Below are 20897 nucleotides of genomic sequence, written 5' to 3'. Positions count from 1 at the left end.
CAGGCAGCGACAGGCTCATCGCGTTGCCGCCATCAGCTCGAGGAAACGCGCGCGCGCCACGGCGAGCGCCGCTTCCAGTTCGGACGCATCCACGGTACGTCGATAGCCGCCATCCAGCAGCAGCCGCCCAGGCCCTTCGCTGAAGGCGCGCCCCTGCTCACCGTCGAGGAAACGAAGCCAGGCCTCGCCTTCCAGCCGGTCGGCCCCGGGCGACACGCGGCGCGCGGCACGCCGCAACAGGTCCGACGCGGCGGCCACCTGTTCCGCCGGCGCCCGCCCCTGCGGCACGGTATCGAACCACCGCTGCCACCGTTGAAGGCGGCGACGGCGATGCCAGCGCCAGGCAGCGATGCCCAGCAGCATCAGCACGACGACGCCCGCGAGCAGCCACCATCCTGGTGCCGGCGGCCACCACGAAGGCGCCGGCGGCACATGCACGTCGCGCAACACCAGCGTGTCAGGCGCCATGCTCAGGCCACCTGCGATTGCGCGCGGCCCAGCGCGACCAGCCAGTCATCGCTGGCGGCCTCGGTGGACAGCGTGCGCACCTGTACACCGCGCGACGGCAGGCGGTCCAGCGCGCGTTCCAGTGGCGCGTGGAATTCGCCCTGCCACGCCTCGCGTTGCGCCGCACTGGCGAGGTCGAGTTCGATGCGCCGGTCGCCTGCCGCGAAGGGCAGCTGCCGCGACGGCGGATCGGTTTCCAGCGGGTCCGTCAGCAGCAGCACCACCACGTCATGATGGGCCGCCAGCGCGGTCCAGCGGGTATCCGGGATGCCTGCCACGCTGTGCGGCTCGGCCAGCACCAGCAGGCGCGAACCCGGGCGCAGCAGGCGCGCGGCATGATCGAGCGCGAATGCGAGACCGAGATCGTCCACGGGGGGGTTCGCGTACCAGCGCACCAGCGCATCCAGTACGCGCAGCGCGCCGCGGGTCCCCGATGCCGGCGGGATCGGCGCTTCCGTGGCGCTGCCGCGCAGGATCGCCAGCCGGTCGCCATCGCGCACGGCCTGCCATGCGGCCACCGCACCGGCACGTGCGGCCTGCACCGACTTGAAGCGCACGCGGGTGCCGAAGTACAGCAGCGGCGACGTGTCGGCGACGATCAGCGTCAGCCGCTCGCGTTCGGCCTGGAACAGCTTGGTATGCGTACGTCCGCTGCGGGCGGTCAGGCGCCAGTCGATGTGGCGCACGTCGTCGCCGGCGACGTATTCGCGCGATTCGGCGTATTCCATGCCGCGCCCGCGCAGAGACGATGCCGAAGGTCCGGTGACGGAATGCCGGCCGCGGCGCGCGGGCGGGCGCCGCTGTGCGCTCGCGCGCAACGCGATCAGTTCCTGCAGCGTGGGACGGACGCCGTCGCTCATGCGCGTAGGGTCAGGATGTGGGCTGGCTACTCAAGGCAGGGGCACCACGTCCAGAAGCGCCTTCACCAGGCGGTCGCCGTCCCAGCCTTCTGCCGTGGCTTCGTAGCTCGGCAGCACGCGGTGGCGGAGCACGTCCGGCGCGATGGCGCGGATGTCGTCCGGGGTGACGTAGTCGCGGCCCGCCAGCCACGCGCGCGCGCGCGCGCAGCGCTCCAGCGCGATGGACCCACGTGGACTGGCGCCCCAGGCGATCCGCCGCGCGTGGGTGGCGTCGTAACGCGCCGCGTCGCGCGAGGCGAGCACCAGTTCGATCAGGTAACGCTCCAGCGCCGGGGCCAGGTGCAGGTCCAGCACCTGCGCGCGGGCGCGGAAGACATCCTCCAGCGGCATGCGTTCGACCGCCATTGCGGGGGGTTGCATCTGCTCGCGCGCACGGTCACGCGCCAGTCGCAGGATGTCGGCTTCCGCGGCCGCCTCCGGATAGCCGATCTTCACGTGCATGAGGAAGCGGTCGAGCTGCGCCTCCGGCAACGGAAATGTGCCCTCCTGTTCGATGGGATTCTGCGTGGCCATCACCAGGAACAACGCCGGCAGCGGATACGTGTGCCGGCCCACGGTCACCTGGCGCTCGCCCATCGCTTCGAGCAGCGCCGACTGCACCTTGGCCGGCGCGCGGTTGATCTCGTCGGCCAACAGCAAAGGGTGGAAGATGGGCCCGGCCTGGAACTCGAACCGTCCTTCCTGCGGTCGCCATACCTCAGTGCCCGTGAGATCGGCCGGCAACAGATCCGGCGTGAACTGCACGCGCGCGAAGTCGGCCTGCAGCCGTGAGGCCAAGGCGCGGATGGCGGTGGTCTTGGCCAGGCCGGGCGCTCCTTCGACCAGCAGGTGGCCATCCGCCAGCAGGGCGATCAGCAGGCGTTCGACCAGCGCGGCCTGGCCGACGATGGTCTGCGACAGGTCGTCGCGCAGGCGCGTGAACGCCTCGTGCAGGCGGGCCTGCGCGTCGCCGGATGGCGCGGGGTTGCCGGTGGGGATGGAATCCATGGATGCAGCCGGAATCGACGGGAAGGTGGATTCTGACCTACCTCGGCAGGGAAGGTTCACACCTTGTAGCCGCGTGCATGCCGGATTCAGCTTCGCATGGCGCAAAGAAAAAGGGCCCCGGGGGGCCCTTTTTCGACAACAGTCACGCGTGCCTCAGCGGCGTTCGGCCACACGCAGCACTTTCGGGGTGACGAAGATCAGCAGCTCGGCCTTCTCCTTGCTGCGACCCTTCTTCTTGAACAGGTTGCCCAAGAAGGGGATGTCGCCCAGGAACGGCACCTTGGCCACGCTGGCGCGGTCGCTGAACTCGTACACGCCGCCGATCACCACGGTCTGGCCGTCTTCGATCAGCACGGCGGTGTTGATCTCGCGACGGGCGAGTTCCGGCACCTGACCGAACTGGCCCAGGCTGATGAAGCGCAACACTTCGTCTTTCTTCACGTTGAGGTTCAGGAAGACGCGGTTGTCGTCGGTGATGGTCGGGATGACCTTCAGTTCGAGCAACGCCTCCTTGAACTGCACCGTCGGCACCGCGGCATTGCCGCCGCCACCGGAACCGGTGATGGTCAGGTAACCCACTTCGCGACCCTGCTTGATGACGGCTTCACGCTGGTTCGTGGTCACCAGGCGCGGATTGGAGATCACCTCGCCACGGCCTTCTTCCTGAAGGGCGGAGAGCTCCAGATCCAGATTGAAGTTGCGACCGAGCAAGGTGTAGGCAATGCTGGCAGCGGGATTCGTGGTGAAGGTGCCCGCCGGCAGGTTAAGGTTCAAACCGTCGGTCGCGGTGTCGCCTTCCACGTCCCGCACGAACACGCCGTCGTTGATGATGCTGGTATTGCCGCCCAGCGAGCCACCAATGGCCTGCGTGCGATCACCCTGCCGACGCCCCTGGAGGCCGAACTTCGCACCCAGGTCGCGGGCGAACGAATCGGTGGCAATGACGATGCGCCCTTCGATCAGCACCTGATCGACGGGACGGTCGATCACTGCGATCAGCTCGCGCATCTGCGCGATCTTTTTCGGGATGTCACTGATCATCAGCGTGTTGGTGCGCTCGTCGGCCACCAGGCGACCACGCTGCGACAGGAAGCCGTTCTCGTTCTGGTTGTTGCCCGTGCCACCGCCGCCGCCGCTGTTGCCGCCGCCCTTGGCCTCGGTCAGTGCCTTGAAGATGGCGCTCGCGGAGTGGTAGTTGATCTGCACGTAGTCGGTGACCAAGTCCTCGCGGTTCTCGATCGCGATGCGTGCATCCTCCTTGTCCTGCTCGAACTTGGCGAGTTCGGGCTGAGGCGCGACCCAGATCACCGCGCCATCGCGGCGCTTGTCGAGACCCTTGGCGCGCAGGACGATGTCCAGCGCCTGATCCCACGGCACGTTGACCAGGCGCAGGGTGACGTTGCCCTGCACCGTGTCGGACGCGACGATGTTGAGGTTGGATTCCTCGGCGATCAGCTGCAGTACGGTGCGAACGGGCACGTCTTGGAAGTTGAACGTGACCGGCCGGCCGCTGTAGCGGCGGGCCTCGGGGGCGATCTTCTGCGCGGCGGCCACCACGGCCGACGAGCTGGTGCCCGCCGTGGCGCTCGCGCCGCCCCCGGCCCTCTGGCCGGCACGGGGCACGGTCTCCACGACGTATTCGTTGCCCGACTGGTAAGCCAGGGATTCGAAGTCGCCACGCGTGCTGAGCACCAGCTGCGTGCCGCCGGCCCGAGACTGCGCTTCGACGCGCTGTACGGGCGTGGCGAAGTCGACCACATTCAGCGGCCGCTGCAGGGATGCCGGCAACGTGGCGTTGCCCACATCCACGACGACGGTGTCGCCCTGGTTGCGGAGGTCGGGCGTGGCGCCCTGGCCGTCGAACCGGACGATCAGTCGGCCGGCACCGTCCTCACCGCGACGGAAGTCGATGTTGGAGACCGACACTCCCTGGGCCGCCGTGGCAGCGACCGGAGCGGCGGAGGCCTGCTGGCCCGGGGACGTGGCGCCAGCGGCGCTGGCAGCCGCCAGCAGGCCGATGGCCAATCCCAGAGAGCAGACCCGGAGGGTGGCCAGGCGCCGGGACGGCCGCAGGCGGTAGGCGTTCGAAGCGGTCATCGTGTATCCCCCAATCATTGATCTTCAAGCGCGATCGACGCCGGCCGTTCCAGCCAGCCACCCGCGCCATCCGGCACTAGTTCGACAAGTTCCAAGCCATCTTCGCGGACCGAGGTGACCCGGCCATCGCTCTGCCCCAGGTAGTTCCCCGGACGTACCCGGTAGGTGACCTTGTCGGGCCCCATCACCAGTGCCACCAGCCCCGGGCCCTTGCCGATCGTGCCGACCATGTCCAGGCTGTCCAGCGGGTACTGTTCAAGCGTCTCCTTGCGCCGGTCCGGGTCGGGGCGCAGGCCACCACCCTCGGCGTTGTTCCAGGCATCGCTGAACGGGTCGCGCAGCGTCTGCGCGGCGTACTCGAAGGTCTCGAACTGCTGCATCACGGGCAGCGGGTCCAGCGGTGGCGCGGGGCGTGCCCTCACGTCCGCGACCCAGCTTTCCAGGTTGGGAGCGTCGCCCGGCGTGCTGGTGATGCCGCGGGCGCAGCCGCCCGCCATCACCAGCGCGCACAGGATCAGCCAACGGGCGTCACTGCGGATCATGGTGCTCCCCCTGCGGCGGGTGCCGGCGTCGCCTGACCGTTGGAGGCCGCAGCGGCGGCTTCCTGGTCGGCGACTTCCTTTTCATCCAGATAGCGATAGGTCTTCACCGTGCCCGACAGCTCCAGCGCGCCGCGATTCACGCCGCCCTTGCCTTCCTTCGGCTTCAGCGAGATGTCGTGCATGGTCAGGATGACCACGCGCGGCAGCGAGGCCACGCCGCTGACGAAGGCGCCGAACTGGTGGTAGTTGCCCACCATGCGCAGCTGGATCGGCTTCTCGGCGTAGAACTCCTTCAGCGTCTCCGGCTCGGGCTGGAACAGCTCGTTGGCCAGGCCGCTGGACAGCGCGGTCTGCGAGATGTCGATGATCAGGTCCGGCATCTCGGTCTTGCTGGGCAGCTGGCGCAGCATCTGCTGCAGCACCTGCTCCATCTGCGCCAGCTGCTGCTTCAGCGGTTCGAGGTTCGCGGCCTTGGCCTGCTCCTTCTCGAAGTCCTGGCGCAGGCGCACCTCTTCCCCTTCGAGCGATTCCAGCGTCTCCGCCTTCCCCTTGATGAAAAGGAAGTAGGCGAACGCCAGGATGAACAGCGCGAGGATCACCGAGAAGCCGATCTTCGCGTTCTGCGGCCACGCGCCGATGTTGTTGATGTCCAGGTTCTTGAGCGACGTCTTTTTCTGGCTCATGAGGCGCTCCCGGTGGCCGGGGGAGTGTTAGCGGGCGCCGCGGCGGGTGGCGGTGTCGACGGGGCGGGTGTCGACGGCGTTGCAGGCGCGGGCGTGGCGGGTGCAGCCGGCTGTCCCTCCAGCGGCGCCGCGGGCGCGGTACCGGCGGGGGCGGTGCCGGCGGCGGCCGTTTCCGCTTCCTGCTCGGCGGTCGGGTTCGCCAGGCGGACCGTCAGCTTAAACACGTAGGGCAGCGCGCGGCTGGCACCGGTGTTGGTGAGCGTCTTCACCTCTTCCGGCTTGGACTCGATGATCGACAGCTCGGGCTTGGTCATCCAGCCGGAGGTTTCCAGGTTGCGCATGTAGCTACTGACGCGCGCGTTGGACTGGGCCCGGCCCTCGAGGGTCAGGACTTCGCCCTCCTGCTTGATGTTGCCCAGCATCACCCCGTCAGGGATGGTGCGCACCAGCGAATCGAACAGGTGCACCATCTGCGAGCGGTTGGCCTGCAGCTTCTCGATCACGTCCTTGCGCGCCAGCAGGCGGCGCTTCTGTTCATCGAGGCGCTCGATTTCCTTGTTCTGCGCCTGAACCTTGGCGATCTCGGCCTTGAGGAACTCGTTGCGCTCGGTCTGGCCGGCCACCTGGCGGTCGTAGTGGAACCACAGCAGGAACGACAGCAACAGGCCGGCGACGGCGGCGGCGGCCAGCATGACGTAGAACTCGCGCTGCCGCTGGACGCGACGCTCCGCGCGCCACGGGAGTAGGTTGATTCTTGCCATCAGTCGAAGCTCCTCAAAGCCAGGCCGGTGGCGATCATCAGCGCGGGAGCGTCCTGAGCCAGCGCATGCGCCTGCACGCGCGGGCCCAGGGTCATCTGCGCGAGCGGGTTGGCGACGACGGTGGGCACGCCCAATTGCTCCTCCACCATCTCCGGCAGGCCGGGCAACGCCGCGCAACCGCCCGCCAAGACGATCTGGTCGACGCGGTTGAACTCGCTGCCGGCGTAGAAGAACTGCAGCAGGCGGCTGATCTGCTGGACGGTGGCTTCCTTGAACGGCTCCAGCACTTCGACTTCATAGCTTTCGGGCAGCCCGCCCTGGCGCTTGGCCAGGCCCGCTTCCTCGTAGGTCAGGCCGTACCGGCGCATCACCTCGTCGGTCAGCTGCTTGCCACCGAACACCTGTTCGCGGCTGTAGAGGCTGCGCCCGCGGCGCAGTACGTTCAGCGTGGTCATCGTCGCGCCGATGTCGACCAGCGCCACCACGCCGTCCTGCGGCACCGGCAGGTCGCTGGCCATCAGGGCGAAGGCGTTTTCCACCGCGAAGGCTTCCACGTCCATGACGCGCGCGGTCAGGCCGCCCAGTTCGAGGGCGGACTGGCGCAGTTCGACGTTCTCCGAACGCGACGCCGCCAGCAGCACCTGCACCATCTCCGGGTTGTTGGGCATGGGGCCCAGCACCTCGAAGTCGATGTTTACTTCCTCGATGGGATACGGAATGTAGTTGACGGCTTCCAGTTCGACCTGCGCTTCCAGGTCGTTCTCGTCCAGGTCGGCCGGCATGGGGATGATCTTGGTGATCACCGCGGACCCGGCCACGGCCGCTGCCGCGTACTTGGCCTTGGTGCCTGCGCGGTTCACCGCGCGGCGGATGGCCTCGCCGACGGCCTCGACCTCGACGATGTTCTTCTCGACCACGGCATTGGGCGGCAGCGGCTCGACGGCGTAGTGCTCAACCCTGAAACGGTTGCCCACGCGCGACAGCTGCAGCAGCTTTACCGCAGTCGAACTGATGTCGACGCCGATCAGCGGCGACTGGCTTTTTGGGATTAGCCCCACGGTCTTTCCCCTTCCGACGGGCACAGGGCGCACGACGCGCGCCCACATTAATAACCAAGTTTTTACGCTTGGCAACCGACGTTGACGTGGCTGTGCGGCTTGTCACGTTTCACGAGGGTTGTTCCCCAAGTCCCTGTTCCCCTTGGAATCGCCCGTGGCGATCCCGGCGGTCATCTATACTCTGCCGTTACGAATTCTGCAATCGGAAAGCACTGGATGTCCCGTTTCCGTCGTCTTCTCCGTTGGACCCTCATCACGTTCCTGATACTTGCCCTGGCCGGCGCCGTCGGCCTGGGGGTGCTGTACTACACGGTCTCGTCCAAGGTCCCGGACGTCCAGGCCCTGCGGAACGTTGAGCTGCAGGAACCCCTCTATATCTATGCCAGCGACGGCCGGCTGATGGGCCTGTACGGGGAGATCCGGCGTTATCCGGTGCAGATCGACCAGGTTCCGGCCCAGGTCAAGCAGGCCTTCATCGCCGCCGAGGACAGCAAGTTCTACGAGCACAAGGGCATCGACCCCACCGGCATCGCCCGGGCCGTGTGGCAGATCGTCAGCCGGAAGGAAGGCCGCGTGGCCGGCGGCAGCACGATCACCCAGCAGGTGGCCCGGCAATGGTTCCTTAGCTCGGAGTACAGCTACACCCGCAAGCTGGTGGAGATGATGCTGGCCGTCCGCATCGAGAAGATGCTGACCAAGGACGAGATCCTGGAGCTGTACCTCAACAAGAGCTTCTTCGGCAACCGCTCCTACGGCGTGGCCGCCGCGGCCGAGTACTACTACGGCAAGACCCTGGACCAGCTGACCCTGGCCGAGACCGCCACGCTGGTGAGCGCGCTGAAGTTTCCCTCCAGCGGCAACCCGATCAGCAACCCCGGCCGCAACCAGCAGCGCAGCGCCTATGTGGTGGAGCGGATGCGCGAGGACGGTTACGTCACCGCGGCCGAAGCCGCGCAGGCCAAGGCCGAGCCCATGCATGCCAAACCGCATGAGCGACCGGTGGAGGTGTACGCCCCGTACGTCGCCGAGATGGTGCGCCAGGACATGATCGCGCGCTTCGGACCGGAAGCGCTGACCAAGGGCTACCACGTCACCACCACGCTGGACGCCACCCTGCAGGCGGCCGCCAACGACGCCGTCCGCGACGGCCTGGGCCTTTACGACCACCGTCATGGCTGGAACGGCATCGAGCGGCACTTCGATGTCGCAGCCGACGCCGACGCCGCCGCCCTGGCCAGCCACCTGCGCGGGATTCCTGCGCAGAACGGCCTGATCCCCACGGTGGTGGCGCGCACCCACGACGATGGCAGCGCCACGGTGGTCACGGCCGACGGCCGCGAAATCACCCTGCCCCCGGCCGCCAGCAAGTGGACCGGGCGCACGCCGGCCAAGCTGGTCAAGCGCGGCGACCTGGCCCGCATCAAGGCAGGCAAGGAGCCCGGCAGCTTCCTGGTCGACCAGATCCCGCGCGCACAGGCCGCGCTGGGCTCGCTGGACGCCAACAACGGCGCCGTACGTGCGCTGGTGGGCGGCTACAGCTTCGCCGGCAACAAGTTCAACCGTGCCACCCAGGCGCGGCGCCAGCCCGGCTCCAGCTTCAAGCCGTTCCTGTACGCGGCCTCGTTCGAGAAGGGCTTCAACCCCGCCTCGATCGTGCTGGCCGCTCCGGTCGTATTCCGCGACCGCCGCGGCCACATGTGGCGGCCGCAGAACGACGGCGGCGGGTTCCGCGGCCCGATGCGGCTGCGCGAAGCCCTGGTGCAGTCGCGCAACCTGGTGTCCGTGCGGCTGCTGGATGGCATCGGCGTGCCGTTCGCGCGCACCTACATCAGCCAGTTCGGCTTCGACGAGGCCGAACTTCCGCCCAACCTGTCGATGTCGCTGGGCACAGCGTCGCTGACGCCGCTGTCGGTGGCGCGTGGCTACGCCGTGTTCGCCAATGGCGGATCACGGGTGACGCCCTGGTTCATCGACGAGGTGAAGGACCGCGAAGGCAACGTGGTGTTCAAGGAGAACCCGGCCGTCGCCTGCCGCGGCTGCGGCCAGGGGGCGCAGGGCGGGGGCGCACCGGCCAGCCAGGTGGTGGATGGCTTCAATTTCGGCCCGGCCGCGACCACGTCCGCCGCCAAGCCGGCCGAGGCCAAGCCCAAGGCCGAGGAAAAGCCCGCCGATCCGAACGCTGTCACCGCGCCGCGCGCGATCGACGAGCGTACGGCCTACCAGCTGGTGTCGATGATGCGCGACGTGGTCCAGCGCGGCACGGGCACCGCGGCCAAGGTGCTGGGCCGCGAGGACGTGGGCGGCAAGACCGGCTCGACCAACGACCACCGTGACGCCTGGTTCGGCGGCTTCGGGGCGCAGTACGCCACCGTGGTGTGGGTGGGGCGCGACAACTTCCAGTCGCTGGGCTACCGCGAATACGGCGGCAAGGCGGCCCTGCCCATCTGGATCGACTACATGCGGGTGGCCTTGAAGGACAAGCCGGTGGCGCTGAACGATCCACCGGACGGCATGGTGCAGGCCACACTCAACGGCGTCACCGAATGGGTGAAGGTCGAGGACATGGACCGCATCCAGGACTACGACCTGTATGGTCCGGAAGACGCGGTGCCGGATGAAGAGGCGTTCGACATCTTCTGACGCGGTGGCGTGAAGGCGCCCTGACGGCGCGCATGCGCCGTCATCGACAACGCGGGAGCATGGTGTACATTCGAGTCTGTTTCGACGCGGAGGCCTGTCATGCACCACGCCCGTCAGCACGCCGAAACCCGCACCCGCGAGCGCCGCCAGCGACTGGCGCACGAAGCCGCCCGGCTGATGGCCGAGGGCGGCATCCGCGACTACCACCAGGCCAAACTCAAGGCCGCCAGCCGGCTGGGCATCCACGACGATGCCTCCCTGCCCCGCAACCGCGAAATCGAGGACGCACTGCGCGAGTACCAGCGCCTGTTCGTCGGCGAGGCGCATGTGACGGGCCTGCGGCGGCGGCGCGAGGCCGCGTTGCGCGCGATGGAATTCCTGTCCGCGTTCGCGCCCCGGCTGGTCGGCCCGGTGCTTGAAGGCACCGCCGATGCCAACACGCCCGTGCACGTCCACCTGCACAGCGACGACCCGGATGCCGTCACCCGGTTCCTGGAAGAACACCGCATCCCCGCCGAGCCGCGCGAGCGCCGGCTGCGCATCGACCGGGAACGCGTGGCCGACCTGCCCGTGTGGGTGTTCAGCGCCGAGGAGCTCAGCTTCGACCTGACCGTGCTGCCGCACGACGCCTTGCGTCAGGCGCCGCTTTCCAGCGTGGACGAGAGGCCGATGAAGCGCGCGTCCGCCACCCGGTTGCGCCAGCTGCTTGCCGAAGAGGACATCGCCCGCTACGAGGATGCGGCGCGCCGCTGAAACGATGCGTCAGGGCTTCACGCGCCGCATCTCGCCGGCGACCTTGTAGCGGCCGTAGCGCAGCAACGCCTGGGTGAAGTCATCCAGGCCCGTGTCGCTCTCGCAGGCCAGCGTCACCTGGTAGCAGCCTTCGCCGGCGATCTTGCTGGCGCTCTCCACCTCGGCATGTGCCTGCAGGAACGCTTCGAATGCATCGAACTGCGGCGTATCCATGAACACCGTGATGAAGTAGCGCCGCAGATCGCCTCGCGCCACGGTGAAGCCACGGATCGTGCCGCCCTCCACCATCTGCTGCACGCGCGTGGCGACCGCCTGTCCCGTCAGGTGCACGCGCCGGCCGACGGCCTGCCACGTCATGCGGGCGTCGTGCGCCAGCGCCGCCAGGATGGCCCGATCCATCTTGTCGAGGGGCATGTCTTTCGATCCTCAATGAAAACGGCGCGGCTTCTTGTGAACTGCAATTACCACGCGCAGCACCCATCACTACGATGCCGCAACCCACCCCTTCCAAGGTAACGCATGACCGCCGCCCTGCTCATCATCGACGTCCAGAACGACTATTTCCCCGGCGGCGCGCTCCCGCTATGGAACGCCGAGGCCACGCTCGACGCCGTCGTCAACGCCATCGACCGCGCACGCGCGCGCGGCGAAGCCGTGGTCCTGGTCCAGCATGTGGCCGCGTCCACGGACAGCCCGCTGTTCCAGGCCGGCACAACCGGCGTCGGCACCCAGGCGCGCATCCTGGCCGCTGCCCCCGACGCGCCCGTCATCGTGAAGCAATCCGCGGACAGCTCCCATCAACCCCGCCTTTCCGGCGTGCTGGCCGACCTGGGCGTCACCCGCCTGCGCATCGCGGGGATGATGACGCAGAACTGCGTGGTCTTCACCGCATTGTCGCCGGCGGCGGACCGTTACGAGGTCAGCGTGCTGTCGGACTGCACGACCACCACGGACAGGACGATCCATGGTTTCGCCCTGCACGCCTTGACCACCCGTGTCGCCGTGCGACCGGACGCCTGACCCATGCCGCAAAGAAAAAGGCCCCATCCGGGGCCTTTTTCATCGTGTCGCCAACGGGCTCAGCGCTTGTCGGTGGGCACGTAGTCGCGCGGCGCGTAGCCGGTGTAGATCTGGCGCGGACGGCCGATCTTGGCTTCCGGATCGACCTGCTGCTCCAGCCAGTGCGACACCCAGCCGGCGGTGCGGCCGATGGCGAACATGACGGTGAACATCTCGGTGGGGATCTTCAGCGCCTTGTAGATGATGCCGCTGTAGAAGTCGACGTTCGGGTAGAGCTTGCGCTGGATGAAGTATTCGTCCTTCAGCGCGGCCTCTTCCAGCTTCATCGCCACTTCCAGCAGCGGGTCGTCCACGCCCAGCTCGCCGAGCACCTTGTGGGTCATCTCGCGGATGATCTTCGCGCGCGGGTCGAAGTTCTTGTAGACGCGGTGGCCGAAGCCCATCAGGCGGAAGCCGGACTCCTTGTCCTTGGCCTTGGCCACGGCGCTGTCCACCTTGTCCGGCGTACCGATTTCTTCCAGCATCTTCAGCACGGCTTCGTTGGCGCCACCATGGGCCGGCCCCCACAGGGCGGTGATGCCCGCGGCGACCGAAGCGTAGGGGTTGGCGCCGGTCGAACCGACCAGCCGCACCGTCGAGGTCGAGGCGTTCTGCTCGTGATCGGCGTGCAGGATGAACAGCAGGTCCAGCGCCTTGGCGACCACCGGATTGAGTTCCAGCGGCTCGCTCGGCACCTCGAACATCATGTGCAGGAAGCGGTCGACGTACTCCAGGTTGTTGCGCGGATAGCGGATCGGCCAGCCGATCGAATAACGGTAGGCGGCAGCGGCCAGGGTCGGCATCTTCGCCAGCAGGCGGATCGCGGCCAGACGGCGCTGCTCGGGGTCTTCCAGGTCCAGCGTGTCGTGGTAGAACGCCGACAGCGAGGCGACCGTGCCGGACAGCATGGCCATCGGGTGGGCGTCGTAGTGGAAGCCGTGCAGGAAGTTCTTCAGCGACTCATGCATCATCGTGTGATGCGTGACCTCGTGCTCGAACCTGGCGAATTCTTCCTTGGTCGGCAGCTCGCCGTTCATCAGCAGGTACGAGACTTCCAGGAAGCTGGAATGCTGCGCGAGCTGCTCGATGGGGTAACCGCGGTACAGCAGCACGCCGTTGTCGCCATCGATGTAGGTGATGGCCGACTTGCAGCTGGCGGTGGCGGTGAAACCCGAGTCGTAGGTGAATAGACCGGTTTCCCTGGTCAGCTTGGACACATCGATGCAGTCGTTGCCAAGCGTGGGTTTCAGGACGGGCAGGACGACGGACTTGTCGCCCGCATTCAGCGTGACCTGGTCGAGTTCGGACACAGTGTGCGCTCCTTCGTGGGGATACGCCTGCGGGAAGGCCCGCTCGGCGCGTGACGGGAGTCCAGGGAGTGAACCTTGGATGACCCGAATTATCGCACAGCGGGTCTGGAGCCGTCGCTCGATACCGCACCAAAGTCAGACCAAAGAATGAGGCCGCGGGCGCAACCCTCCGTTCCGGCAGCACGCATGATGCGCCGCGCACAAACGCGAACGGCCGCGCACGAGGCGCGGCCGGACGGGAACAGCGGACGAGGTTCGATCAGCGCGCGTAGCGCTTCTGGAACTTGTCGATGCGGCCGCTGGTATCGATGACCTTGTGCTTGCCCGTGTAGAACGGGTGCGAGGCCGAGGAGATTTCGACCTTGATCAGCGGGTACTCGTTGCCGTCTTCCCACTTCGTCGTTTCCTTGCTGCCCAGCGTGGAGCGGGTCAGGAACTTGAAATCGGAGGTCACGTCGTGGAAGACGACTTCGCGGTAATCGGGATGGATGTCGGCCTTCATGGCGGGCACACCGTGTAGCGGGAATGGAAGAGCGGCATTGTAGCCCGCCCTTCCCTGCCGACGCAACCCGGCCGTCAGCCGGCCGCCAGCGCGGCGCGGATCAGGTCCTGAAACCGGGCCTGGTCGTAGCGCAACAGGATGTTGGCCTGGTCCGGCCCGCCGCCCTCGCGGCGCCAGTCCACCACCGATGCGCCGCGGGCGTGTGTGCCCTGCAGTTCGATCGCCAGTGGCCGCTCGGCCAGCTCCAGCGCACCCTCCGGGGTGAGCACGAAGGCCATCGCCAGCGCGTCGGCCGCGAACCAGTGGTCGCCCCGGCGGTCGGCCGACCACAGCCGGGTCTTCTCGGAGATGCGGGCGTAGAACCGGGCCCGCTCGCTGTCGGCGGCCAACCATGCGTCGACCTCGTGGTGCGGCAGGCCGTGGGCGATGGTGGCTTCCCAGTCGGCCAGATCGTAGCGTCCGAACGCCTGCAGCGTGATGTGGGCCGCTTCGGGGTCGAAGTAGAAGTTGAACTCGGCGGCCGGGGTGATGTTGCCGTGACAGGTGACGGCACCCCCCATCACCACGAAGCGGGCGACGCGCTGCGGCAGCGTGGGGTCCAGCTTGAGCGCCAGCGCGATGTTGGTCAGCGGACCCAGCGCGACCAGCACCAGCTTGCCCGCGTGTTGGTGGGACAGGCGCAGGATGGCGAGGGCTGCGTGTTCTTCCTCGGCCTGGCGCAGGGCCGGCGCGAAGCCGACGTCGCCGAATCCATCCTGTCCAGGCACGTAGCCGGCGCCCGGCGACGGATGCAGCAGCGGCGCCGGCGCCCGGGCGAACACGGGAATGTCTTCACGCCCCGCCACTTCGCACAGCTTCAGCGCATTGCGCACGGTGTACTGCAGGCCCACGTTGCCGGCCGCGATGGTCAGGCCGACGATCTCGTGGCGCGCATCGTTGAAGGCCATCAACAGCGCGAGGGCGTCGTCGACGCCGGGGTCGGTGTCGATCAGCAGGGGAATCTTGTCGGTCATCAGGTTTCGCTTTTTCTATCGGGGGTCGAGTCTCGCACCGATGAATGACCAGCGGAAGTCGCGCCGCATCATGCCGATGCGTAGCGCGCCGCGCCGCCGACCCAGCGATGGATCACCCGATCGGCGATCGACGGATCCTCGGCCAGCAGCCGCTCGGCGAGCGCGTGCACCTGCGGCAGCAGGCCCGCATCGCGGGCGAGATCGGCGACGCGGAATGCCGCAAGGCCCGTCTGCCGCGTACCCAGCAGTTCGCCCGGTCCGCGCAGCTCCAGGTCCTTCTCGGCGATCACGAAGCCATCGTTGGTTTCGCGCATCGTCGCCAGGCGGTGCCTGGCCATCGCCGACAGCGGCGGCTGGTACATCAGCACGCAACTGGATGCGGTGGCACCGCGCCCCACCCGTCCGCGCAACTGATGCAGCTGCGCCAGCCCCAGCCGCTCCGCGTTCTCGATGATCATCAGCGAGGCGTTGGGCACGTCGACGCCGACTTCGATGACGGTGGTGGCCACCAGCAGGTCGGCCTCGCCTTCCTTGAAGCGGCGCATCGTGGCCTGCTTGTCGGCGGCTTTCATGCGTCCGTGGACGAGGGCCACGCGCAGCTCCGGCAGCGAAGCGGACAAGGCTTCGTAGGTGGTCTGCGCGGCCTGCGCCACGACCTCGTCGCTGTCGTCGATCAGCGTGCAGACCCAGTAGGCCTGCCGCCCTTCGGCGCAGGCGGCGCGGATGCGCTCCACCAGCTCTGGCCGGCGCTCCGCGCTCAGGGCCACGGTCTGCACCGGCGTACGGCCCGGCGGCAGTTCGTCGATGGCCGACACGTCCAGGTCGGCATAGGCCGCCATCGCCAGCGTGCGCGGGATCGGCGTGGCGGTCATGACCAGCTGGTGCGGCACGCGGTCCACGCCCGCGCCCTTGTCGCGCAGCGCCAGCCGCTGGTGCACCCCGAAGCGGTGCTGCTCGTCGACGATGGCCAGGCCCAGATCATGGAAGACCACCGTCTCCTGCATCAGCGCATGCGTGCCCACCACCACCTGCGCCTCGCCCGAGGCCACCTGGGCCAGCACCTGCGTGCGCGCCTTGCCCGTCACCTTGCCGGCCAGCCAGGCGACGCGAACGCCCAGCGGTTCCAGCCAGGCCTTGAGATTGGCCAGGTGCTGTTCGGCCAGCAACTCGGTGGGCGCGGCCAGGGCGACCTGCTTGCCGGCTTCCACGGCCAGCATGCCGGCCAGCGCCGCGACCACGGTCTTGCCGCTGCTTATGTTAGCAAGCCCATATCAAGGAAATCGTTCAGACTAGCGGCGCCGGTCCCGACAGGGCAGGTAGCCCACTATTCACTAGCCTCGATTTGCTCGAACAACTGGCTCAGTGGGAGCCCGAGCGCCGTTGAGATCCTGACGATCGTTGAAAGCCGGCAATCCTTGAGCCCTTGCTCGATATGGCCCAGTTGGGTGCGATGCATACCCAATTCATCGGCCAAGGCTTCCTGAGAATAGCCCAAACGCATCCTTGCAGCCTTCACTGCCCTGCCCAGCCTGACCTGAATTCCCGCGCCTGCCATGGCGCGAAGGGTCCGACTCGTAGCATTTTCGGTCTACAGTATTTACGGTAGCATTCTGGGAGCAACGATATCCAGGTGAACCAAATGAACCTGTTCCTTGTCGCGCCGGATCTGGACCTCACTCTAGAGCTCTCCATAGCACCCGACTCTCTCGACGCGGTGTCCCGCTACTTGTCGGCAGTGAAAGACGGCTGGGAACACGAGAACTTCTGCAAGCGCCTTGCGGAGGAGATAAGTCGAGGACTTCCGGAAGTGATCGATTGGAAGTTCAAGCCACCTACCAAAGCCCAGCAAGCTTTCGCTCGAACACTATGCCGCCAGTTGGGAATTTCACTACCCACTGATGCCGCCACGATGCGTGGAGAGATGCATAGATTCATCGAGTTCAACTCGCAGCGGCTTCGCGACTGACTCAACGCTAGGTGCTGCGAATAGGAGAGCGGAGCGCTCAGCTATGACTATGCCAGTGGAACGCACAAGAAACCTCATCCAAGCCGGTGCATTCCTTCGGGATCTTTCCGCCAACCAACATGTACCCAGAGAGATTCGAACAGAAGCATATAGATTGCTCCGTCACTTTCCTTCAGTGTCGGACGTTGCCGCGATCGCCGAAAACGAGGCGCGTCTCCTAGAAGTAGCGAAGTCTCACCTCTTGCAGAACTACCTCGTAGCCGACTTTGACCCTGAATGGGTGCGGGGATACATGTCAGGCCCGCACATTGGAGGCTAGAGACGTGGCAATGGTCAGCGAACAACAGTTGGAGCGCTGTTTCGAGCTCGGGCTCAAGAGCTTCGTCAATGAGGCTCAGTTCTTCACTTGCCTACTGAACGCCATGGTCTACGTACATGCTCCCGTCTCGGATGACTCCAAGAATGTTCGACTAATCCAGTTCCGCCATCCAGACGGATTCGACGCCATTCCCTTCTTTACATCGGCGCATCGATCCGAACGGGCCGCCTCCCGTGCCGTAAGAACAATTCACCTGCCTTGCGCAGAACTTCTCAAGGCAACCCTCGGCGCAACTCTCATGGTCAACCCAAACGATGGTGGCGCAGTGCTATATCCGGAGGAAGTCCGCGTACTGTTGAGAACGGGAACTCTTGACACCTTCGAGAAGGTGGAATCAGAAAATGGCTTTGCTGTTCGTCCAGCAGAGAATTTACCTAGCGCGCTCGTGGAGACGCTCCGTATGGGTGTCGCCCAAAGCCCGTTCATCAAAACCATGTTTGTTTTAGAGAAGCGGCCGATCGATGGAAGCTCCGCACCCATGACGCTACTTCTATACCTAGGCGTAGAGCTTAAGCATATGGAGCGCGGCGCCCGAGCTGTCATCTCGGCGATCCATAACATGAATCCTAGAATCGACCAGATCATTGATGTGGCGGTCTACGATGCAGCTGGTCCGAAGCCTGAGTTTATCAACCAGGTAGGCGCGATCTGCATGCTGTCGCCAAATAGATAAGCAATTATGGACATGGCGAAGTCCTACGAGCTCCAACGTACAAACTCGTCGCGCCTATCTATAGCCGAGTTAGTCCACGCGACATTTCAAGCGTTAGCCTGAGTGCGGAAGACTCCCAAAGCTGCGCATCGTTAAGCTGAGGAAAAACGTCTTGCACGCGTTGAAGGCTGAAGAATGTCGCCTGCCCCCAAGGGAGGTAGTCGCCTCCGCCGTGAGGCCTAAACTTCAACACGTCACCATCCATCTTCACCTGCGCCGCTCTAACCCATGAGCTTGGCTGATCGAACTGTGAGGGTGTTTCCCCCACGAAGATGAAGACCACAAGAGGGTCCCACGTAGAAACTTGCTGGGCCAAAGTCTGCCCAAGCTCATCACGTACCGCATCGCTCCACTGGCGGCGGTACTTAACCTCGACCAGCCAATGAGTTGTCCGCTCCCTATTGGCCGCAAAGAAGTCTGGCAATTTGCGTAGTGCTATAGGTAGGCCCAAACCAACGTACTGATCCATGGGAAGATCCGCCACCTCCCTAACGGTCTCCTCAATGCCAAGGGGCACGACTGTAAGTCCCGCCTGTGCAAACAACGATCGCACAAGAGATTGCGTTACAGCACCTTTGAGTCGGTTCTGGTAGTTCATGCAATCAGCACCCAGGACATGGAGCAAAAAAAGACCGCAGGTGGCGGCACGAGGTCCGCACAGCAACGCATCCTTCAAATTCCATTAGAAACAGTCAATATCCGAACGCCTCGCCCAGCCGATCGCGCCATTGACTGCGCATGAGCCCGGCAAAGTACCCTACCCCAAACCCAGCATTCCACTTGCGCGACCGGCGATGAATTGTTCTATAGAACTCTTCATGGACCCCTTCGCTTGTTGATCCGCTTCGCCAACACTTTCACACGATTAGCGTGAGGATCGAACAAGGAACTTAGCGCACCCTCCAGCAAATCCAGTGCATCAATCACTTCTTGCTGTGTCAAAGCGCCCGAATGGACTCCCGCATTACCTATCCATTTGACAGCCAATAGAAGCTCGCTAGCTTCGGGATTCTTAACCGAGAGAAGCTCAATTCTTCGATGCAGCGTCAGGCGCTGTCGCTTGCCCTTGGCCGTAACAGACTTTTGGATTCTGAGTTGATCCAAGAGTCTTTCGGTTGCTGTACGAATGTGTGCAGAAGAGGAAGTAGGATCTCCCCACGCATGCGCAAATGCCATCTTTAGCTCTGATCTTACTTCAGATTTGCATTGCTCCGGAACGATGATAAGCGCAGGTGATGGATCGAAGTACTCAGGAGTATAGAACTCCTGATAGTCGTAACTCTGCCCTATCGGCTGCAATCCACCCCTACCCTTTATCGTTGCTACCTCAAGGCAGTCGGTGTTATCGCAAACTGCGAGCGCGACAAACCTTAAGGTTGTCCAGTCCGGATCCCACGCAGGATGATCTTGTGCGGCAACTGACTCGGCCGTTGCCTTGGCTGATATGGAGTCTTTGTCAATCCTTAAGTGACCTGCTTTGCATGTTGGGCAGGGCCACGCAGGTGACCTCTGTTTCGTAAAGGAGTCCCGCAAGTTTCTCTGGTTAACTGGCATAGAGGTCTACATGCCCAACAGTTGAGCTCTGGGTCGGTTTACGTCAGCAACTCACAGCCTACCGAACGTTGGATTAGTCACTTCGTGCTGCGCGATCTTAGGGCCAGTCTGGTCGTACTAACAAGCCTAGCTGCAACCGAAGAGGTCAACAGCTACGGAGATGGATGATGTCCACTCTGGATTGGAAGCGAACATTGACGAGACCGGAATACTGTTGCGGTGAGTGAAGGCTGCGCTCAGCTCCTGCCTGTCATCCGCTGCATGACGTTGTCCCTGCCTGCAAGCAGATGGAACAGCGCCGCCAGGATGTGCAGCCCGATGACCCAGTAGAAGGCCTCGCCGATCCAGACGTGGGCCGATTCGAGGAAGGCGGCCAAGGCTTCGTGCGGTCCGAAGAACGACGGGATGACACGCTCGGTGAAAGGCAGTCCGATGCCCTTCCCTTCTGCGAGCCGCGCCACGATGCCGGTCAACGGTTGCACGATCAGGAACGCGTACAGCAGCACGTGGGTCGTCTTCGACAGCAGCGCAGACCACGCGGACGGCGGCGGCACGATCGGCGGCAACGGCGCCTTCATGCGATGGACCAACCGGGGAAGCGTGAGCATCAGGATGACCATGCCGACCAGGAAGTGGGACTCGACGGCCAGGATGCGCTCGTCCGAGCCGCGTTCGAACAGCTTCCTTGCATTGATGCTGGCGTAGGCGATGACCACCAGCGCGAACGTCGTCCAGTGCAGCCGACGGGCGAGGCGCGAGTAGTATGTCGGTGCAGCGGTGATAACGATGGCGTCGCGTGTGGATTCGGTACTCATGGCGCGACTCCGGCGGACAAGTGCTCGTAGAGGATGGTGGCGCCCACCGCGATCAGTACCAGGCCGCCCAGCGCTTCGGCCCACTTGCCGATCAGCGTGCTGAGAACGCGACCGGCCATGATCCCGATGGTGACGAGCGCAAACGTACACAAGCCAATGACCGTGCTGACTACCAGGATGTTCACCTGCACGAAGGCCAGGCCCACGCCGACCGCCATCGCATCGATGCTGGTCGCCAGGCCAGTAAGCGCGATGCTCCACATCGAGCCGGAGGGCGCCGCGTCTTCTTTCTCGTCCTTGGCGAAGAAGGCCTTGTAGAGCATGTGCAGGCCCAGCGCGAACAGCAACGCGAAGGCGACCCAGTGATCCCATTGCTCGATGAATTTCGCCGCCGCCGAGCCCAGCAGCCAGCCGATCATCGGCGTGATGGCTTCGACGACGCCGAAGATGAGGCCGATGCGCAGCGCTTGCGGCCAGGTCGGCTTGACCATGCCGGCGCCTTTGGCCAACGCAGCAGCGAATGCATCGGTGGACATGGCCAGACCGAGCAGAAGGATGGAAACGGGATTCATGGGGGACGAGCACCTGCGGTCGGGACTTTGCGGACGAACGAACATCGCCGCGCCCGACCGGGGTCAC

The 20897-nt window shown here is 65.3% G+C and carries 23 protein-coding genes and 1 pseudogene; 6 read left to right on the top strand and 18 right to left on the bottom strand.

The features are described from left to right. Positions 1-15: 15 nt before the first annotated feature. The 8 genes from CSC76_RS04155 to CSC76_RS04120 all read right to left on the bottom strand — a co-directional run bounded on the left by CSC76_RS04155 (position 16) and on the right by CSC76_RS04120 (position 7555). Positions 16-468 (bottom strand): DUF4381 domain-containing protein, encoded by a 453-nt coding sequence (locus CSC76_RS04155; RefSeq protein WP_162108776.1) that lies wholly within the window; start codon positions 466-468, stop codon positions 16-18. Positions 469-470: 2 nt separating this feature from the next. Continuing rightward, positions 471-1367: a DUF58 domain-containing protein gene (locus CSC76_RS04150; protein WP_162108775.1), complete on the bottom strand. Its 897-nt coding sequence runs from the start codon at positions 1365-1367 to the stop codon at positions 471-473. Between the two features lie 30 nt (positions 1368-1397). Continuing rightward, the gene (locus CSC76_RS04145) at positions 1398-2414 is read right to left on the bottom strand and encodes an AAA family ATPase (protein ID WP_162108774.1); all 1017 of its coding nucleotides are present in this window, start codon (positions 2412-2414) and stop codon (positions 1398-1400) included. A 153-nt stretch (positions 2415-2567) separates the two neighbouring features. Further along, the gene (locus CSC76_RS04140) at positions 2568-4511 is read right to left on the bottom strand and encodes a type IV pilus secretin PilQ (protein WP_162108773.1); all 1944 of its coding nucleotides are present in this window, start codon (positions 4509-4511) and stop codon (positions 2568-2570) included. A 14-nt stretch (positions 4512-4525) separates the two neighbouring features. Further along, positions 4526-5053 carry a pilus assembly protein PilP gene (locus CSC76_RS04135; RefSeq protein WP_162108772.1) on the bottom strand — a complete coding sequence of 176 codons (528 nt, stop codon included), beginning with the start codon at positions 5051-5053 and terminating at the stop codon, positions 4526-4528. Continuing rightward, positions 5050-5736, bottom strand: a complete 687-nt coding sequence (locus CSC76_RS04130; protein ID WP_162108771.1) for a type IV pilus inner membrane component PilO — start codon at positions 5734-5736, stop codon at positions 5050-5052. The genes CSC76_RS04135 and CSC76_RS04130 overlap by 4 nt, the downstream gene beginning before the upstream one ends. Further along, positions 5733-6497 (bottom strand): PilN domain-containing protein, encoded by a 765-nt coding sequence (locus CSC76_RS04125; protein WP_162108770.1) that lies wholly within the window; start codon positions 6495-6497, stop codon positions 5733-5735. Before CSC76_RS04125 ends, CSC76_RS04130 begins: the two co-directional genes overlap by 4 nt. Next, the gene (locus CSC76_RS04120; RefSeq protein WP_162108769.1) at positions 6497-7555 is read right to left on the bottom strand and encodes a pilus assembly protein PilM; all 1059 of its coding nucleotides are present in this window, start codon (positions 7553-7555) and stop codon (positions 6497-6499) included. The genes CSC76_RS04125 and CSC76_RS04120 overlap by 1 nt, the downstream gene beginning before the upstream one ends. A 216-nt stretch (positions 7556-7771) precedes the next feature. Between CSC76_RS04120 and CSC76_RS04115 the strand changes: the two genes are divergently transcribed. Together CSC76_RS04115 and CSC76_RS04110 are read left to right on the top strand one after the other, a co-directional pair. Further along, positions 7772-10195, top strand: a complete 2424-nt coding sequence (locus CSC76_RS04115) for a penicillin-binding protein 1A (protein ID WP_162108768.1) — start codon at positions 7772-7774, stop codon at positions 10193-10195. Positions 10196-10294: 99 nt separating this feature from the next. Continuing rightward, positions 10295-10948, top strand: coding sequence for a hypothetical protein (locus CSC76_RS04110; RefSeq protein WP_162108767.1), 654 nt, complete (start codon positions 10295-10297; stop codon positions 10946-10948). A gap of 9 nt (positions 10949-10957) precedes the next feature. Here CSC76_RS04110 and CSC76_RS04105 read toward each other — a convergent pair whose 3' ends face one another. After that, a complete protein-coding gene (locus CSC76_RS04105; RefSeq protein ID WP_162108766.1) occupies positions 10958-11362 on the bottom strand; it encodes an Lrp/AsnC family transcriptional regulator in 405 nt (134 codons plus the stop codon). 105 nt (positions 11363-11467) lie between these two features. On the opposite strand from CSC76_RS04105, the gene CSC76_RS04100 reads away from it, so the two are divergent. Continuing rightward, positions 11468-11968, top strand: a complete 501-nt coding sequence (locus tag CSC76_RS04100; protein ID WP_162108765.1) for a cysteine hydrolase family protein — start codon at positions 11468-11470, stop codon at positions 11966-11968. A 59-nt stretch (positions 11969-12027) separates the two neighbouring features. Here the strand turns inward: CSC76_RS04100 and CSC76_RS04095 are convergent, their stop codons facing one another. The 5 genes and pseudogenes from CSC76_RS04095 to CSC76_RS04075 all read right to left on the bottom strand — a co-directional run bounded on the left by CSC76_RS04095 (position 12028) and on the right by CSC76_RS04075 (position 16387). After that, the gene (locus tag CSC76_RS04095; protein ID WP_162108764.1) at positions 12028-13317 is read right to left on the bottom strand and encodes a citrate synthase; all 1290 of its coding nucleotides are present in this window, start codon (positions 13315-13317) and stop codon (positions 12028-12030) included. A 259-nt stretch (positions 13318-13576) separates the two neighbouring features. Further along, positions 13577-13819: a type B 50S ribosomal protein L31 gene (locus tag CSC76_RS04090; protein ID WP_162108763.1), complete on the bottom strand. Its 243-nt coding sequence runs from the start codon at positions 13817-13819 to the stop codon at positions 13577-13579. Between the two features lie 74 nt (positions 13820-13893). Then, positions 13894-14832 (bottom strand): nucleoside hydrolase, encoded by a 939-nt coding sequence (locus CSC76_RS04085; protein WP_162108762.1) that lies wholly within the window; start codon positions 14830-14832, stop codon positions 13894-13896. A 68-nt stretch (positions 14833-14900) separates the two neighbouring features. Continuing rightward, positions 14901-16091, bottom strand: a pseudogene (locus CSC76_RS04080) (ATP-dependent DNA helicase RecG); the annotation flags it as partial. A gap of 65 nt (positions 16092-16156) precedes the next feature. Further along, complete coding sequence (locus CSC76_RS04075) at positions 16157-16387, bottom strand: helix-turn-helix domain-containing protein (RefSeq protein WP_056877930.1); 231 nt, start codon at positions 16385-16387, stop codon at positions 16157-16159. 84 nt (positions 16388-16471) lie between these two features. Between CSC76_RS04075 and CSC76_RS04070 the strand changes: the two genes are divergently transcribed. The 3 genes from CSC76_RS04070 to CSC76_RS04065 are packed head-to-tail and all read left to right on the top strand — an operon-like array spanning position 16472 to position 17850. Next, a complete protein-coding gene (locus CSC76_RS04070) occupies positions 16472-16798 on the top strand; it encodes a hypothetical protein (RefSeq protein WP_162108761.1) in 327 nt (108 codons plus the stop codon). After that, the gene (locus CSC76_RS19320) at positions 16731-17117 is read left to right on the top strand and encodes a BPSL0761 family protein (protein WP_338014929.1); all 387 of its coding nucleotides are present in this window, start codon (positions 16731-16733) and stop codon (positions 17115-17117) included. The genes CSC76_RS04070 and CSC76_RS19320 overlap by 68 nt, the downstream gene beginning before the upstream one ends. A 10-nt stretch (positions 17118-17127) precedes the next feature. Next, complete coding sequence (locus CSC76_RS04065) at positions 17128-17850, top strand: SseB family protein (protein WP_238394868.1); 723 nt, start codon at positions 17128-17130, stop codon at positions 17848-17850. A 58-nt stretch (positions 17851-17908) separates the two neighbouring features. On the opposite strand, the gene CSC76_RS04060 is transcribed toward CSC76_RS04065, so the two are convergent. From CSC76_RS04060 to CSC76_RS04045, 4 genes are all read right to left on the bottom strand, one after another. Next, entirely contained in the window at positions 17909-18487 is a 579-nt protein-coding gene (locus CSC76_RS04060) for a hypothetical protein (protein ID WP_162108759.1), read from the bottom strand. 218 nt (positions 18488-18705) lie between these two features. Then, positions 18706-19065: a DUF4145 domain-containing protein gene (locus CSC76_RS04055; RefSeq protein ID WP_162108758.1), complete on the bottom strand. Its 360-nt coding sequence runs from the start codon at positions 19063-19065 to the stop codon at positions 18706-18708. A 614-nt stretch (positions 19066-19679) separates the two neighbouring features. Next, on the bottom strand, positions 19680-20258 hold the full coding sequence (locus tag CSC76_RS04050; protein WP_162108757.1) for a cytochrome b: 579 nt from the start codon (positions 20256-20258) through the stop codon (positions 19680-19682). Further along, positions 20255-20830, bottom strand: a complete 576-nt coding sequence (locus CSC76_RS04045; protein WP_162108756.1) for a manganese efflux pump MntP — start codon at positions 20828-20830, stop codon at positions 20255-20257. Before CSC76_RS04045 ends, CSC76_RS04050 begins: the two co-directional genes overlap by 4 nt. Between the last annotated feature and the right edge of the window lie 67 nt (positions 20831-20897).

It is taken from the genome of Pseudoxanthomonas mexicana, from assembly GCF_010093385.1.
Taxonomy (GTDB): domain Bacteria; phylum Pseudomonadota; class Gammaproteobacteria; order Xanthomonadales; family Xanthomonadaceae; genus Pseudoxanthomonas_A; species Pseudoxanthomonas_A mexicana.
The sequence above is the reverse complement of the archived record's forward strand: the minus strand, read 5'-3'. Positions and strand labels throughout refer to the sequence as shown.

Excerpts from the sequence above, each read along its gene's own strand:
- CSC76_RS04155 (WP_162108776.1), bottom strand. The coding sequence starts at position 468 with ATGGCGCCTGACACGCTGGTGTTGCGCGACGTGCATGTGCCGCCGGCG.
- CSC76_RS04130 (WP_162108771.1), bottom strand. The coding sequence starts at position 5,736 with ATGAGCCAGAAAAAGACGTCGCTCAAGAACCTGGACATCAACAACATC.
- CSC76_RS04135 (WP_162108772.1), bottom strand. The coding sequence starts at position 5,053 with ATGATCCGCAGTGACGCCCGTTGGCTGATCCTGTGCGCGCTGGTGATG.
- CSC76_RS04105 (WP_162108766.1), bottom strand. The coding sequence starts at position 11,362 with ATGCCCCTCGACAAGATGGATCGGGCCATCCTGGCGGCGCTGGCGCAC.
- CSC76_RS04060 (WP_162108759.1), bottom strand. The coding sequence starts at position 18,487 with ATGAACTACCAGAACCGACTCAAAGGTGCTGTAACGCAATCTCTTGTG.
- CSC76_RS04100 (WP_162108765.1), top strand. The coding sequence starts at position 11,468 with ATGACCGCCGCCCTGCTCATCATCGACGTCCAGAACGACTATTTCCCC.
- CSC76_RS04150 (WP_162108775.1), bottom strand. The coding sequence starts at position 1,367 with ATGAGCGACGGCGTCCGTCCCACGCTGCAGGAACTGATCGCGTTGCGC.
- CSC76_RS04125 (WP_162108770.1), bottom strand. The coding sequence starts at position 6,497 with ATGGCAAGAATCAACCTACTCCCGTGGCGCGCGGAGCGTCGCGTCCAG.
- CSC76_RS04145 (WP_162108774.1), bottom strand. The coding sequence starts at position 2,414 with ATGGATTCCATCCCCACCGGCAACCCCGCGCCATCCGGCGACGCGCAG.
- CSC76_RS04070 (WP_162108761.1), top strand. The coding sequence starts at position 16,472 with ATGAACCTGTTCCTTGTCGCGCCGGATCTGGACCTCACTCTAGAGCTC.
- CSC76_RS04090 (WP_162108763.1), bottom strand. The coding sequence starts at position 13,819 with ATGAAGGCCGACATCCATCCCGATTACCGCGAAGTCGTCTTCCACGAC.
- CSC76_RS04085 (WP_162108762.1), bottom strand. The coding sequence starts at position 14,832 with ATGACCGACAAGATTCCCCTGCTGATCGACACCGACCCCGGCGTCGAC.
- CSC76_RS04055 (WP_162108758.1), bottom strand. The coding sequence starts at position 19,065 with ATGGCATTTGCGCATGCGTGGGGAGATCCTACTTCCTCTTCTGCACAC.
- CSC76_RS04045 (WP_162108756.1), bottom strand. The coding sequence starts at position 20,830 with ATGAATCCCGTTTCCATCCTTCTGCTCGGTCTGGCCATGTCCACCGAT.
- CSC76_RS04115 (WP_162108768.1), top strand. The coding sequence starts at position 7,772 with ATGTCCCGTTTCCGTCGTCTTCTCCGTTGGACCCTCATCACGTTCCTG.
- CSC76_RS04050 (WP_162108757.1), bottom strand. The coding sequence starts at position 20,258 with ATGAGTACCGAATCCACACGCGACGCCATCGTTATCACCGCTGCACCG.
- CSC76_RS04075 (WP_056877930.1), bottom strand. The coding sequence starts at position 16,387 with ATGGCAGGCGCGGGAATTCAGGTCAGGCTGGGCAGGGCAGTGAAGGCT.
- CSC76_RS04110 (WP_162108767.1), top strand. The coding sequence starts at position 10,295 with ATGCACCACGCCCGTCAGCACGCCGAAACCCGCACCCGCGAGCGCCGC.
- CSC76_RS04140 (WP_162108773.1), bottom strand. The coding sequence starts at position 4,511 with ATGACCGCTTCGAACGCCTACCGCCTGCGGCCGTCCCGGCGCCTGGCC.
- CSC76_RS19320 (WP_338014929.1), top strand. The coding sequence starts at position 16,731 with ATGCCGCCACGATGCGTGGAGAGATGCATAGATTCATCGAGTTCAACT.
- CSC76_RS04065 (WP_238394868.1), top strand. The coding sequence starts at position 17,128 with ATGGTCAGCGAACAACAGTTGGAGCGCTGTTTCGAGCTCGGGCTCAAG.